Source organism: Stieleria maiorica (genome assembly GCF_008035925.1).
GTDB lineage: Bacteria > Planctomycetota > Planctomycetia > Pirellulales > Pirellulaceae > Stieleria > Stieleria maiorica.
Genome location: NZ_CP036264.1, coordinates 2,175,296 through 2,189,561 on the forward strand (window position 1 = coordinate 2,175,296; position 14,266 = coordinate 2,189,561).

Annotated in this window: 12 protein-coding genes; 6 read left to right on the forward strand and 6 right to left on the reverse strand. The window is 60.4% G+C overall.

The features are described from left to right. Positions 1–104: 104 nt before the first annotated feature. On the reverse strand, positions 105–1,178 hold the full coding sequence (locus Mal15_RS07380) for a dipeptide epimerase (protein WP_147867169.1): 1,074 nt from the start codon (positions 1,176–1,178) through the stop codon (positions 105–107). Then, positions 1,175–2,218 (reverse strand): DUF1611 domain-containing protein, encoded by a 1,044-nt coding sequence (locus Mal15_RS07385; RefSeq protein ID WP_147867170.1) that lies wholly within the window; start codon positions 2,216–2,218, stop codon positions 1,175–1,177. The genes Mal15_RS07380 and Mal15_RS07385 overlap by 4 nt, the downstream gene beginning before the upstream one ends. A 160-nt stretch (positions 2,219–2,378) precedes the next feature. Between Mal15_RS07385 and Mal15_RS07390 the strand changes: the two genes are divergently transcribed. Beyond that, positions 2,379–3,506: an alpha/beta hydrolase gene (locus Mal15_RS07390; RefSeq protein WP_147867171.1), complete on the forward strand. Its 1,128-nt coding sequence runs from the start codon at positions 2,379–2,381 to the stop codon at positions 3,504–3,506. 188 nt (positions 3,507–3,694) lie between these two features. Here Mal15_RS07390 and Mal15_RS07395 read toward each other — a convergent pair whose 3' ends face one another. After that, positions 3,695–4,549, reverse strand: a complete 855-nt coding sequence (locus tag Mal15_RS07395) for a protein-tyrosine phosphatase family protein (RefSeq protein ID WP_147867172.1) — start codon at positions 4,547–4,549, stop codon at positions 3,695–3,697. Positions 4,550–4,998: 449 nt separating this feature from the next. Between Mal15_RS07395 and Mal15_RS07400 the strand changes: the two genes are divergently transcribed. Beyond that, positions 4,999–5,898, forward strand: coding sequence for a response regulator (locus Mal15_RS07400; protein ID WP_147867173.1), 900 nt, complete (start codon positions 4,999–5,001; stop codon positions 5,896–5,898). A gap of 195 nt (positions 5,899–6,093) precedes the next feature. On the opposite strand, the gene Mal15_RS07405 is transcribed toward Mal15_RS07400, so the two are convergent. The 3 genes from Mal15_RS07405 to Mal15_RS07415 form a co-directional block, all read right to left on the reverse strand. Continuing rightward, positions 6,094–6,756, reverse strand: a complete 663-nt coding sequence (locus Mal15_RS07405; RefSeq protein WP_147867174.1) for a hypothetical protein — start codon at positions 6,754–6,756, stop codon at positions 6,094–6,096. Next, a complete protein-coding gene (gene pyrE, locus Mal15_RS07410) occupies positions 6,756–7,313 on the reverse strand; it encodes an orotate phosphoribosyltransferase (protein WP_147867175.1) in 558 nt (185 codons plus the stop codon). Before pyrE ends, Mal15_RS07405 begins: the two co-directional genes overlap by 1 nt. A 271-nt stretch (positions 7,314–7,584) precedes the next feature. Next, entirely contained in the window at positions 7,585–8,925 is a 1,341-nt protein-coding gene (locus Mal15_RS07415) for a L,D-transpeptidase (RefSeq protein ID WP_233903332.1), read from the reverse strand. Between the two features lie 444 nt (positions 8,926–9,369). Between Mal15_RS07415 and Mal15_RS07420 the strand changes: the two genes are divergently transcribed. The 4 genes from Mal15_RS07420 (at position 9,370) to Mal15_RS07435 (ending at position 14,095) form a co-directional block, all read left to right on the forward strand. After that, positions 9,370–11,418 carry an FAD-dependent oxidoreductase gene (locus Mal15_RS07420; RefSeq protein WP_147867176.1) on the forward strand — a complete coding sequence of 683 codons (2,049 nt, stop codon included), beginning with the start codon at positions 9,370–9,372 and terminating at the stop codon, positions 11,416–11,418. Between the two features lie 2 nt (positions 11,419–11,420). Beyond that, entirely contained in the window at positions 11,421–12,899 is a 1,479-nt protein-coding gene (locus Mal15_RS07425; RefSeq protein ID WP_233903333.1) for a cytochrome c3 family protein, read from the forward strand. Positions 12,900–12,977: 78 nt separating this feature from the next. After that, positions 12,978–13,592 (forward strand): Tll0287-like domain-containing protein, encoded by a 615-nt coding sequence (locus tag Mal15_RS07430; protein WP_147867177.1) that lies wholly within the window; start codon positions 12,978–12,980, stop codon positions 13,590–13,592. Positions 13,593–13,660: 68 nt separating this feature from the next. Continuing rightward, positions 13,661–14,095 carry a globin family protein gene (locus Mal15_RS07435; protein WP_147867178.1) on the forward strand — a complete coding sequence of 145 codons (435 nt, stop codon included), beginning with the start codon at positions 13,661–13,663 and terminating at the stop codon, positions 14,093–14,095. Positions 14,096–14,266 lie beyond the last annotated feature (171 nt).

Here is a 14,266-nt window from a genome sequence, read left to right on the forward strand (position 1 = left end):
CGGTCGCGGCAGTTTAGTCGACGCGAGCACAATTTGTTCGATTGAGACAACTTCGAAAGGCAAGCGAGTGGATCTGCTGCCGTTTGGCGCTAGCCTATGGGCCCCTACGTCGACCCGACGACCAGCGGTGGCGACGCCAGGAACTCGGTCAAGCGGTCGTGATCGATGTCGCCGCCGCAACCGGCCAGCGGTGACGCAACGACGATCCCCTTGTCGATCCGCACTCCCACACAGGGTTCGTCCGCCAGCAAGACCGCCCCGTCCAGATCGGCAAAGTCCAACAGCGGCAACAGCTGCGCCGCCCCGCTGATCCCGATCGAGCTTTCGACCATGCAGCCGATCATCGTTTTGAGACCAAGACGGCGAGCCTGCGTGAGCATCTGCAGCGCCGGCGAAAGGCCCCCGCACTTGCAAAGTTTCACATTGACGCCGTGATACAGACCGCCACACCGCTCGACGTCACCGCTTACCTGGCAGTCCTCGTCGGCAATGATCGGAAGGGCCGATTCGCGGTACACCCGTTGCTTGTCCTCTTGCGAGGCGTCGATCGGCAGCGGTTGTTCGATGAACTCCACCCCCAGGGTCGCCAATCGTGCGGAATGGTCGATCGCCTGGTCGGCCGACCAGCCGCAATTGGCGTCGACACGAAACACGGCGTCCGTGTGACGCCGCAGCTCGGTCACGATTTCAATGTCACGCTCGGTGCCGAGTTTGATCTTGTAGACCCGCCACCCCGGTTCTTCCCGCAGTTTTCGCACCATCGTCTCGGTCGTATCGATCCCGATCGTAAAGCTCGAATCGACGACGTCGGTGTTTGCCAGCTGCCAGACTTTCCAAGTCGGGTACCCCAGACGCTTGCCGTGCCAATCGTGCGCCGCCATGTCCAACGCCGAAAGTGCGAACATGTCACCGTCAGTCTGGTCGTGCATCACCGTCCAGAGGTCCGACGGAGATTCCGCGGCGTACCGATCGAGTGTGCCGGGATGGATCTTCCGCAGCGATTGCAACATCGAATCGTACGTGTGACGATAGAACGCGTCCTCGGTGACTTCACCGTAGCCACGAACGCCGTCGTGTTCCAGTTCCACAATCAGACTGGATTGAGTCTGGATCGAATTGCGTGCGATCGTGAACGCGTGTTTCAGGGGCAAATTCAATCGGAAAACGGTCAACTTCATTCGGCCAGCACCTCGCCGCGCAAGCCGATGCAGGCTTCGACCAGTTTGTCGGCCCCCGTGCGATAGACGTCACAGGCGGGCAGCCCGAACGTCGATTCGGCACGCTCGATTTCCGCGCTCGCTTCCTCGTCACTCAGGTTGCGTGTGTTGATCCCGATGCCCACAAACTTGCACGGGTGACGCAGATTCGCGGCAACCAAATAGGCGTCCATCTGTTGCTTGATCGGTGTCAACGGAACATCGTCCAATCCCTTGACGTGCGTCCGTCCCGCTTCGTAGCAATACACCAGACCGTGCGGGGCGCTGCCGTGCAATAACCCCAACGTCACCGCGGAAAACGCGGGATGCGAAATGCTGCCTTGGCCTTCGATCAATAAGAAATCGTGATGCTCATAGCGTCGGGCAAGCTGTTCGGCGGCGCCACTGACGAAGTCGGCCACCACGCAATCGATCGGCACGCCATCGCCGGAGATCATGATGCCGGTTTGGCCGGTGGCAAGGAATTTGGAATTCAACTCGCGCCGGACCAGCCCGCGGTGAATCTCCAGTGACGTGACCATTTTCCCCAAACTGCAATCCTGGCCGACGGTGTGGATCCGGGTGCATCCCGGGCGAAATCGGTGACATTCGGCCGTGACCTTCAATCGGTTGCGACGGACATCGATCAAACGACTGTCCGATCGCTCGGCCGCCGCGATGTACTCTGCGTCCTCGGTCAGAAAATCGTGCAGCCCCGAGACGACGTCGATGCCGCGCCGGAGTGCTTGCAGAATCATCGGACGCCACTCGTCGGGCAGTTTGCCTCCCGGCGGCGCGATGCCGATGTACAACGCGTCCACTTCCGGGAGCTCCGCCAACGTTTTCACCACCGGGATCGCCCCGCCGCAGCCCAACAGATCTTGGGTTGTCGAGCCCGATGCCGTCGCGTCGATGACCGCAACCACATCTTCGGTTCGGTAGCGGAGCAGACTGATCGCGGTCTTGGCCACAAACGGTGTCGAATAGCCGTCGGTCAAAATCGCGATTCGATGATGGGGCATCAGCGACGATCCCGATAGATCGGAGGCAGATGCATCGGAAACGAAAGGCTGCGAATTCGTATCAAGAGACATAAAGTCACACGAGGTTTCGATTAAAACAGGAACAAAAGCGGGCTCGGCGGGTTTGTATCGTATCCGATGTCCCGACCACAGGTGATCCATGAACCATCCACTTCGATTGACGACCGTCGTGAGCTGCTTGTTTTTGTGCGCAGCGGCCGAATCACTGCAAGCACAATCCCCTCGGGAACGGGCGCCGCGGATCCCGTTTTCCGAAGTGCTGCGGCGTGAGGATGCCGACGGAGACGGGAAAGTGACCAAGGCGGAATTCAAGGCCGCGCCGCGATTGTTCGAGCGGCTTGATCGCAATCACGATGATGTGTTGACCCGCGAGGATTTTGCAGTTAACGAACGCCCGAACCCAAACCGCCCGAACCCAAACCGGCTCAACGCACCGGACGACGTCACCGTCCTCCGGGATCTGGTCTTCGGCACCGGGGGCGGACGCGATTTGACGATGCATCTGGTCCTGCCGAAAGAAAAGAGCGACAAGTCGCTGCCGCTGTACGTTTGGATTCACGGCGGTGGCTGGCAGGGGGGCACAAAGGAGGGCGGGGTTCGTCAGGTCATCCCGCTGGTCCGCCGCGGCTTTGTCGGCGCGACGATCGAATATCGACTGACAGGCGAAGCTCCCTTTCCGGCCCAGATCGAGGATTGCAAATGCGCGATCCGCTACTTGCGCGCCCACGCAACCAAGTACAACCTGGACGTCGACCGGATCGCCGCGGGTGGCAGTTCAGCCGGTGGCCATCTGGTCGCACTGCTCGGCACCTCCGGCGGAGTCAAGGAACTCGAAGGCAGCGGCGGATGGCCCGATCAATCCAGTCGCGTTCAGGCGGTCGTCGACCTGTTCGGACCGACCGATTTCAACACCTTTGTGACCACCCCGGGATACGAGGGACACAATCGCGACGGTTCGCCGGAATCAAAACTACTCGGCGGCGGCGAAGTGCTGAAAAAACCGGACGGGATCAAACAAGTCAATCCGATCACTTATGTCGACCACGACGATCCGCCGTTCCTGATCATTCACGGCAGCGATGATCGCACGGTGCCGCCGAACCAAAGTGAACTGATGCACCAGGCGCTGCAAGCGGCCAAGGTCGAAAGCACCCTGCACGTGATCGACGGGGCCGGACACGGCGGGTCAAAATTCTCCGAACCCGAAATTCGTCAAATGCAGATCGATTTTTTGGTCCAGACGTTCAAGGTTGGTGAGGCGGAGTGAATGGAGAGGGGGTGTGAAGTGGTTGGCAGAATGATGGGGGGCAAAACGATGGGGGCAAAACGATGGGGAGGCAGAATGATGGGGAGGCAGAATGGTGGGGAGGCAGAATGATGGGGAGGCAGGATGATGGGGAGGCAGGATGATGGGGGCCTCATTTTTTGACCATTCAATCTTTTGACCATCCGCCGTCACTTTTCACTTAGCGGGACGTCGCGAAAACGCTGGTGACAGGACTTGCAATCCGACGTGATTTGCCGCAACTGTTGATTCAACGCCGCGGGCGGCTGCGGTGTCATTGCCGCGTCCCACCGCCGCAGCGTCTTCTCGAGTGATCGCGCGGTTTCCTCGGAGTGACGCATGATCTGGATGAATGCGTCGGATTCCTGCTGGGTCGCTTCGGTCCGCAGCAGTTCGGTGAAGTGCTCGCGAAGCAAGAGCGCCTGGTGCGGCGGATCGAGGTCGGGATGATCGGGAGGCGACTTCCAGTCGGCGGCGGCGATTTTCTGCAGGTGATGATGGGATTGCTCCAGCGAGACCATGGCTTCGGCCATCGGCGGCACGTCGACCGAGGCTTGAAACCGAACCTCCAGCGCGTCCAGCAGGTCATGGTCGATGCGATCGACGTCTCGCGCGGCTTGATACAGCCCACGATAGTGCGGGCTGGTGCCGGCCAGCTGCAGGACCTTCACGCTTTGCGATTTTGGGATCAACCCGGCGGCGACACAGGCGACGCTGGCGGCGGCGGGACTGCGATGCTTGCCATGATGACAATGCAGATACACCGGTCCGTCCAGCTGGCGAACGGCCTTGGCCAGTTCCCGCACGCGCTGCTCGGGTACGCCGTCGTAGCCATGCGGCAGGTGCACGTACCGCAGCCCGTGTTCGCGAGCCAGTTCGACGTCGGGTCGGGCGCCGTCAACACTGATCACCGTTTCGACGCCCAACCGTCGCAACTCGCGAAAACCGGCCCCGCCGGCGGGCAGTCCCCCGGAGATGACTCGGGGGTGAATTCGGATGGCGTTGGGCAGATGCTCCGTTGACAATCGTTCAAGCGGTACGGGGGGCGCATCGGCGTCCGCTTGCGCCGAGGGCCGTTCAACGGGGTTGGGTGATGCTCCGTCTGGCCAGCATGTGGTGGCTGAAGCGGCCAGACAGAAAACTACGATTCGAAACAAAGCGGATTCCTCAGATCGTCCGATTGGCGGATTCGCAAGACCGTCTTTTTAGCACGTCGGGTGTGCTTGTGTTCTGCCCGACACGATCTTTGCTTTGGGCAGATGTTCAGTTGTCGATGCAGTCCCACACTGCAAGCGTGCTGATTCAAACAGCCAGATGGTCGATTACGTGAAGGAATCAACAGCAAATCGTGAACCGACGGAAGTCGCAGATTTGAGTACAATCGCCATCGCGAATAACGTTAAACTAGCGGCAGTGGGCGGTTTTTGCATGTGGAACGTCCGGGGCAACTAACAAACCACTCAGGTGGGATCAAATGACCGAGATACTGATTGTTGATGACTCTCCGGTGGACCGTTTCTTCACACGCGACCTGATCGCCGATCAACCGGGCTTTCGGATCACGTTTGCAGAAGACGGATGCAAGGCGTTGGAGAGGATGCGGCGGTCAAAACCCGATCTGGTGATCACCGACCTGGTCATGCCGGAAATGGATGGTCTGGAATTGGTGCGTGCCTCGCGGCGTGAATTCCCCGAGGTCCCCGTCGTGTTGATGACGGCCTACGGCAATGAGTCCTTGGCCGTTGACGCGTTGTACGAGGGGGCCGCCAGCTATGTCCCCAAGGCGAAACGCGTGGAACGACTGGCCGAAACCGTGTATCGCGTGTTGGCTCGATCCCACGCCAATCGGAACCGCAACCAGACGACCAAGTTTTACGGCAAGGTCGAAGCAACGTTTTATCTGGACAACGATCCCGACAAAGTCCCCGCGCTATTGGATTATGTCCAGCAGATCATCGGCGGGTTGGAATTGAGTGACGCGACGGAGCACATTCGTGTCGGTGTGGCATTGGAAGAGGCGCTGTTGCATTCCATCTGGCACGGCAACTTGGAATTGACCAGCGATGAACTGGACCGCAGTCGTGCGGCCGGCTGGGAGCGATTCAAAGAGCTGATCTCTCAGCGTCGATCGCAATCGCCCTACTGTGATCGCCAGATCGTATTGAAAGTCCACGTCACCAACAGCACGGCCCGCTTCGTCATCTGTGACGGTGGCAGCGGTGACCCCGATCGCTCCGCCGGTGGTTTCAGCCGCAAAGATTGTTTCGGAACGGGCGAAGGGATCGGGTTTGCGCTGATGAGTATGCTGATGGACAACGTGCGTTACAACGACGCCGGAAACGAGCTGACACTGATCAAGGTCAGCAAAAACTGAGGTGGTCGGTGGATGGGTGTACGACGTCCTTTCTAGGTCGTCGCGCTGAGCCCCACGTACGACGGCCCGGAAGGGCCATCGTACGTACGAGAAAAGCATCGCCCTAAGCTGAACGGTCCCTCAAGGCCAAACACCAACGCTGATCCCCGTGCCATTCGTACTTGCCCCGTTTTCGATTGAAAAACGCACGATCAGCTACGCGGCGCGGTAGAGGATGCCGGATCGGTTGCGTCCGATCGGCTCGATCGCCCGGGTGTGTTTAAGCACGTAGGCGATTTTCTGGGCGAACCAACGCGGCCGTCCCGTCACCCGCGCGATGTCCTCGGTCGTGAACGAGTCGCATTCGCGATCCAACCCGACCATTTCAAACAGATCTTCAGCGCTGCGAAGCTCCATCGTCGATTCGATTCGCTCCAGAGAGACATCCGCGACGCGGTAATCCTTGCGCCAGCGACGTCGGTGGCGGCGACCGGGAACCCGCGTCTGTTCCACATGAATGAGCGCCAGTTCCAAGATCAAGTTCTGGTGTGGAAAGACGCGTGTGAAGTAGATCAAATCTTCGAACAGATCCAACGTGTCGCCACGTTTGGGACTCAACCGCCGCGAGGTGACTTTGCCACGCGAGTTGCTCTTCTTCGCGATCCGGGTTCTCAGAATGATCGGCTTGACCACCCGGACGGTGTGGCGATCAAGCAATGCACTGATCTTGGTCTTGATCGCCGACAGCGACGCGCACTGCACTTCGATCAATTCATCGCTTCGCACTGCATCAATCCGGTAACGCCCGACGACCACTTCGGTTTGTGACGCGTCACAGGCGTAGTGGAGTTTTAATTGTTGATGCAGCGATGTTTCCACTATTCCGGCTCGATCCCGAAGTCACGAATGGTGGTCAACGTTTTTAGTTTCAACCCGCGTGCGGCAAACGCGGCTTCTCCGCCGGCCAATCGGTCGATGATGCCGATGACTTCACGGACCTTCAAACCGAACGCTTCGGCCGCCTCGACCGCCTTCAGGGCGCTGCCGCCGCTGGTGATGACGTCTTCAACGATCACCACTTCCTGCCCGGGCTGGACCGGGCCTTCGACCTGTTTGCCCATGCCGTGGCCCTTGGGTTCTTTGCGGACCATGAACCCCTTGAGCGGCAGATCCTGTTGGCCAGCGATCGTGACGATCGCGGCGGTGATCGGATCGGCACCGATCGCCATGCCGCCGACGGCGGCCGGCAGGGGGCCGGAGGCTTGGATTTCGGCCAGCATCCCGGCGGCCACCAGACCGGCACCCTTGGGGTGCAAGGTGATCCGACGGCAATCCAGGTAATAGGACGCCTTTTTGCCACTGGCCAAGGTGAACTCGCCGCGTTGGAGCGCTTCGCTGCCCAACAGATCGATCAATGCTTGTTTGCTGTACGTCATGTCATGAATGCCTACGTGGTGGATTGCTTCATCGCCGCCTGATTGTCGGTCGCGGAACTTGCCGAGCGTCCTGTCGATTTAATCAGCCGTATGGCGCGAGCCTACGGGCAACGGTAACCAATCTGCACGCCGGGGGCCCGTACGCTCGCGCGAAACGGCGAATCCCTCGTGTGGTTCGATCAAATCAACAAGCCGCCGAAAGTCTTGGCGACTTCCGCTACGGGTTCGTCTCGAGAACTTCAGGGTGACAAAGCATCAAAGCATGGCATTGTTATCGGCGAATCGTGACAGAGGAACCCTGGCTAAGAATCCCGTAAACGTCGTCGGCGTAGTCCCCGGCGACACTGATGCAGCCGTTCTTGGTGGGCTGGACGGTGTTCGGGCTGCCGTGGATGCTGATTTGTCCCCCCAGATCCAACCACATCTTGCCGTAGGGGTTGTCGGGGCTGCCGGCCGGGATCGGGACACCCGAACGGTCGTAGAAGACGTGCGAGGTCTGTTTCTCTTGAACGGTGTAGGTCCCGGGGGTCGGGGCCGGATCGTTTCCGACAGCGATCTCGAATCGGCCCGCGTACAGGTCGCCCAGGAACAGCGTCAATTGCTGGCTCGTCAGGTCGACTTCGGCACGAAACGGGCCGCGGACCATTTTCAGTTCCGTCCCCGGAAGCACCATCACCGGATCCTCCACGCCGTTGATATTGGCCAGCAATTGCGGCGGGACGTCGTTTTCTATGGCGATCTCCACCAGGTCTTCGCTGGCGGTCACGCGGTGCGGCGGTTCCAGCAGGTGACGGCGCGAATAGATCACTTCGCGGGCCAGCGGATCGAGCCGGCTGAGCAGTTGTCGGCGTTGGTCGTCGGACAGGTCCGGCATCCCGTAAAAGACGCTCAGCGTTGCCAGGGCTTCTTTCAATTGCCCCTTGGCGAACATCGCGTCGGCGGTCGCAAACGCATTGATCAGCCCTCGGTTTTCGCGGGGCTCAGGCTTACCACCAAGCGATCCGGTTGCCGTCCCCGGCGACTCGTCGGTCATCGTGAATCCGGTTCCGTCACTGTTGAATGCAGACCCACGCGACGGATCGAACGTTGATGCGGCGTCGGAGGGGTCCGGCATGCGGAACTCACCCGGCGTGGAGGCGTAGGAGTCGACCGGGCCGGGTGTCACGCTGGACGCTCCCGGTTCGACCGCCGGCAGCTTGGTGATGTTGCTGGCCACCGCGGCTTCGTGTTCGACCGAGGGTTCCAATTTGGGCGGCAGGTCCGCGAACGAACTTCCGAAAGTCCCTGGGGGCGAAAATGTTGGCGCCGGCGCGGTTGCCGCCGCGGACGGACGATGCGGCGTCACAGCCGGGGAGGCGGCGAGCCCGCCGGCCGATTCAGCGACCAGTGCGTCCTGGGGCGGCGAAAGGACGCCCGCCGGTGGTTCGTCCAGTTGCAACCCGGTGGCGACCGCTTCATCGGTCCCAAAGGCGCCACTGCCCGCGTCCTCGATCACCAAGATCTCCTCGATCTCATCGGGCAGCGGTTCCGGCGGTGTGGTCAGGGAAACATAACCGCCGTACAGGACGGTGAGCATCAGAACGACGATGGCGGCAGTTTTTATCGTTTGCACGACAGTCCTCCGTGACGGATTCGTGCGAAGAATCAAGCGGGTTAACAATCAAGATCCACGTCTAGTCAAATCTTCACGCCCGTTTCCAGGTCAGTTTGGAAGAATTCAATTCCTGCGTCGCCGAATCGACGGCCCCGAATGCCGCGCCGTTGAGCAGGGCGGCACGACCGTGCGCGGGATTCGCGCTGGGGGCACGTCCATCCGGCAGGCCAATCCGAACAATTCTACACGCTAAGGGATATTTTATTGGCCTTCGCCGTGCACTGTGGCAAAGAGGGTCGTCGAACTTCCGCCAAGTGCTCACAGGGGTGTGGATTGGCGCGGCGGTTGCGTGCGGTGGTGTCCCGGCCGGTGATGACCAACCGGCCACAGAGATTCGTAGGCGGCGATCTCGACCCATGATTCCCCCGGTTCCACCTCCCCCGGTTCTGGTTGCCGCCTGCAATGGTTGCCGCGTTAAACGCCCCGCTTGCTCATCAACAGCACGTCCGTCCGACGACCTCGGGCGCCGACGGCGCGACGAAACAACGCCCGCGGTTGGTGATCGTCGGTGGCGGGATGGCAGGATTCGGCCTCTGCGATCGCTTGGTCCGCAGTGGCGCGATCCATGAGTACGACGTCACGATCATCGGGGATGAGCCGCAACCGGCGTACGATCGCGTGAATCTGTCCAGCTACTTTTCAGGACGCTCGGCAGAGGATTTGTTGCTCGCGCCGCGGGACTGGTATCAACAACATCGCATCGAACTAAAAACAGGGCGTCGGATCGAGCGGATCGATCGCGACCAGCAATCCGTCGTCGACAACGAGGGCTCGGCGTATCACTACGACCAGTTGGTGTTGGCGACCGGGTCGCACGCGTTCGTGCCCCCGATCGAGGGTTGTGACAGCGACGGCGTGTTTGTCTATCGCACGATCGCCGACTTGGAAGCGATCCGCGAACACTGCGCGTCGCGGAACGTGCGTTGTGGCGGCGTGATCGGCGGCGGCTTGTTAGGGCTGGAAGCCGCCAAGATTCTGATGGATCTGGGGCTTTCGGTCAGCGTGATCGAGATGGCACCGGGTTTGATGCCGCGACAGCTGGATGCCGATGCGGCGGGACTGTTGAAACAGAAGATCCAAGCGTTGGGCGTTGATATCCAGCTGGTTCGCCGCACCGAGTCGATTCACGTCGTCGATCAACAGATCCAGGTCCGGTTCGCCAACGCGAGCGATCTGAATGTCGATTTGTTGGTCATCGCCGCCGGTGTCCGCCCCAACGACAAATTGGCTGAGTCGGCGGGGCTTGAAATTGGTCCCCGACGCGGCGTGAAGGTCGACCAGCGATTGCAGACCAGCGATCCGAATATCTATGCGATCGGCGAATGCGCGTCGTTCGGCGATCACGTCTTCGGGCTGGCGGCACCGTGCTTTCGCATGGCCGATGTGTTGGCCCAGCGATTGGCCGGCAAACAGGTGACGTTCAACGGCGCCGATGAATCGGCCGAGTTGAAATTGATGGGCGTCCAGGTCGCGACGTTGGGCTTGGCGATCGGTGAATCCCCCGGCGGAAATGTCGTCACGCACCACGACGACTCGGGCTATCGAAAACTGTTGACCGAACGCGGCAGGATTGTCGGTGCGTCGTGTGTGGGGCCTTGGGAAGAATTGCCACAGATCCGTCAAGCGATCGCCAAACAGGCCCGGTTATGGCCGTGGCAACGCAAACGTTTCTTGCAAACCGGTTCCCCGTGGACTCCCGGCGGCGCGATGCCGGTCACCCATTGGCCGGCCGACGCGGTCGTGTGTTCGTGTTTGTCTGTCAGCAAATCGACCATCGTGCAGGCGATCGACGACGGTGCTCGCGAGGTCGATCAGATCGCGCAGGTCTGTGGCGCGTCGACGGCCTGCGGCAGCTGTCGCGGTTTGGTTGCGGAACTGGCCGGCGGCGCGGCCGAACCGGTCGTGGTTCCCGGGGCAAGGGCCATGCTGGCGGCCAGCGTGATGGCGCTCGTTGCCACACTCGTCTGGCTGATCCTGCCACCGGTTCCCCTGACCGACAGCGTGCAATCGTCTTGGCACGCGATCGAAACCGTCTGGAGGGGTGACCTGGGACGCCAAATCAGCGGCTTCACTTTGGTCGGTTTGACGGTCCTGGGGTTGGTCTTTTCGCTGCGCAAACGCGTTGCCTGGTTCCACTGGGGATCGTACGGCTTTTGGCGTGCCGCACACGGCGTGCTGGGCATGGCCGTGTTGATGGGCGTCGCCGTTCACACGGGAATGCGGCTGGGACACAACCTGAATTTCTTGCTGGGCGTTTGCTTCTTGTCCGCCGCGGCACTCGGAGCCGTGGCCGGAATTGCCAGCAGTCTGGAAAGCCGTGCCTCGGGAAACCTGGGGATGTGGATCCGACGATGGCGGCCGCGGTTGAGCCGTATCCACCTGTGGGTGACATGGCCGCTGCCGATTCTGATCGCCCTTCATGTGCTCGGTTTTTATTGGTTCAGCGATTGAGCATGATGATTCAACTGAAACCGATCTGGAACGCACTTCGCGAATCCCCGAACGGGCCAAAATGGTTGACCTGGGCGGCGATCAACCTGTCGATCGCCGCGTACTTCGGCTACGGGTTGGTCGCTCCGGCATCAAGTCACAAGACCGCTTGGCTGCCCGGGGAAACCACCCATGGACATTATCAAATCGAACTGGACTGCAACGCCTGTCATGATCCCGGGCGATCAACGGAGGGACCGAGCGGCGCGGACGTCATGCAAGATGCCTGCATCCGCTGTCACGGCGCTCAATTGGATCTGGCCAAGGACACGCATCCGGCAAACAAGTTCCGCGACCCGACCAACGCGGAACGACTGAAGATCCTGGACGCACAAAACTGTTTGACCTGTCACCAGGAACACGTCCCCGAGCAAACACTTTCTATGGGGCTGACCATGCCGGCCGACTATTGTTGGCATTGTCACCAGGAAGTCGCCGATTCGCGTCCCAGCCACCGCGGCATGGCGTACGACAGTTGCGCGACGGCGGGGTGTCACAATTACCATGACAACCGCGCGCTGTACGAAAAGTATCTCGACGATCACCACGGCCAGAGCGACCATTTGGAGCTTGCCGCGCTGCCGCAGCGTTCGACCCTGGAATCGCTTTCAGGTGCGTTTCGCGCCCAACAGTCGCTGACGATCGACGACGCCGATCATCCATCGTCGTGGACGACCGATCCCGGCTTCTCGGAAAACAGCGCGTCCGAAGACAGCTTGTCCGGAGACAGTTTGCTCGACGATTGGGCGACAACGGCCCACGCCTCGGCCGGCGTCAACTGCTCACACTGCCACCGCGGCGACAAAGATTCCGCCGGCGACGATGCACCGTGGTCCGAGCAGGTGGCGATAGAACGCTGTCAGCAATGCCATGAGCGGCAAGTCGAAAGCTTCAAAACCGGCAAGCATGGCATGCGGTTGGCCGCCGGCTTGTCCCCGATGACGCCCGACCTGGCGCGTTTGCCGATGCACGCCGGTCAGGCCCACGCGGAACTCGACTGCAGTGCCTGCCACAGCGGACATCGCTTTGACACACAATTCGCCGCCACCGATGCCTGTCTGCGGTGTCATGCCGACGACCATTCGTTGGCCTACGGCGACAGTTCCCATGCGGCGCTGTGGCGCGACGAATTGGCCGGCAATGGCCCGCTCGGCAGCGGCGTCTCCTGTGCCACCTGTCATCTGCCGCGACTGGAAGGCGATTCCGGGATTTGGGTCAACCACGATCAAAACGCAAGCCTGCGTCCGAATGAAACGATGGCGCGGCAGGTCTGCACGCATTGCCACGGATTGGAGTATTCCCTGAGCGCGTTGGCCGACCCACAGACCGTGGCGTCGTGTTTCGGCGATCCCCCCGCCGAGCGAATCAAAAGCGTGCAGATGGCGCACGAATGGTTCGAGCAGCAAGAGGCCAAGCGGGCCGCACGTCGGGACAACCGCTGATTGTCGCCACTCCCTTCAACACCACTCAATGATCGATGTTTTCGTTTCTTTGCCACCTTCACCAATAGGATGATCAAGATGAAATTGAACCTTCAACAACGACTTGCCGCCACGGCCGCGACCGTTTGTTTGCTGTTGCCCCTGGCGACGCTCCCCGGCTGTAGCGAAAGCGAAGCGAGTTCGACCCCGGTCGGTGGCATCACGCCTCAACAATTCGCCGACGGGGTGCATGCGGTGATGATGGCCGACCGGACCGTGTACGCCAAGCACGTCGTCACCAATCTGAACAAGCAAGATGCGCCGGTCAAAGCATTCGAGTATTGGGAAGACACCGAGAACTCGATCCCGTTGCCGGCCCAGATGTTCCGCATGGGGGCCGAGCTGGTCGATGAGAATCCCGAAGCCGGTTTCACGTATGCCCTGCGAAGCAAATGGCCGCTCAACGAACAGCACCAGGCCAAGACCGAATTGGAGCAGACGGCGTTGGATTTCCTGAGCGAAAACCCCGGTGAAAACTTCTACGGGGAAGAAAAACTCGGCGATCAAAAGTACTTCGTCGCCGTCTACCCCGACCGTGCCGTCGCCGAAGCGTGCTGGTCGTGTCACAACGACCACCCCAATCGCGGCGATGACTACCCGGAGTTTGCCAAAGACGACGTGATGGGCGGTGTGCTGGTGCGAATCCCGCTCTAAACGCCGCTCCCACTTTCAATTCTGACTCTTCTGTTTCTCTTTCCACACAACCTTTGAGTGAATGAATCATGACTCCCGAACAAATTGATTTGGTCCAGTCGTCTTGGGAAAAGGTCAAACCGATTTCCGAACAAGCCGCCGAATTGTTTTATGGTCGTCTGTTTGAACTGGACCCTTCGTTGAAACCGCTGTTCAAGGGCGACATGAAGGAGCAGGGCAAGAAGCTGATGGCGACGTTGAATCTGGCCGTCACCTCCCTGACCAAACTGGACGACATTCTGCCGGCGGTGAAAGAACTGGGACGTCGGCACGTGAAGTACGGCGTGCCGGATGAAAGTTACCAAACGGTCGGCCAAGCCCTGCTCTGGACGCTCCAGCAAGGCCTGGCCGAAGCCTTCACCGACGACGTCAAACAGGCTTGGACGATCACCTACGTCACGCTCAGCAACGTGATGCTGGAAGCGGCCCACGAAGGCGACGCGCCGGCCGCGAAAGCGAGCTAAAAACAGTGTCGAACCATTGTCCCAATTGTTCCCTCTCAGCCGCTTGCGGCTGACCGGCTGCCGCGGACGTCCCGCTGGGGACGTCGATTGGATTACTGAGCGACTTGTTGGTTAGCACCGCTCAGTGGTGGTCATGGATCTTCTTTGTTCGCCCAGAAGGCTGTTTCACTA

Bases quoted from the DNA above. Each gene is read 5' to 3' on its own strand.
- Mal15_RS07430 (WP_147867177.1), top strand. From the start codon at position 12,978: ATGAAATTGAACCTTCAACAACGACTTGCCGCCACGGCCGCGACCGTT.
- Mal15_RS07425 (WP_233903333.1), top strand. From the start codon at position 11,421: ATGATGATTCAACTGAAACCGATCTGGAACGCACTTCGCGAATCCCCG.
- Mal15_RS07420 (WP_147867176.1), top strand. From the start codon at position 9,370: ATGGTTGCCGCGTTAAACGCCCCGCTTGCTCATCAACAGCACGTCCGT.
- Mal15_RS07400 (WP_147867173.1), top strand. From the start codon at position 4,999: ATGACCGAGATACTGATTGTTGATGACTCTCCGGTGGACCGTTTCTTC.
- Mal15_RS07385 (WP_147867170.1), bottom strand. From the start codon at position 2,218: ATGCCCCATCATCGAATCGCGATTTTGACCGACGGCTATTCGACACCG.
- Mal15_RS07435 (WP_147867178.1), top strand. From the start codon at position 13,661: ATGACTCCCGAACAAATTGATTTGGTCCAGTCGTCTTGGGAAAAGGTC.
- Mal15_RS07380 (WP_147867169.1), bottom strand. From the start codon at position 1,178: ATGAAGTTGACCGTTTTCCGATTGAATTTGCCCCTGAAACACGCGTTC.
- Mal15_RS07390 (WP_147867171.1), top strand. From the start codon at position 2,379: ATGAACCATCCACTTCGATTGACGACCGTCGTGAGCTGCTTGTTTTTG.
- pyrE (WP_147867175.1), bottom strand. From the start codon at position 7,313: ATGACGTACAGCAAACAAGCATTGATCGATCTGTTGGGCAGCGAAGCG.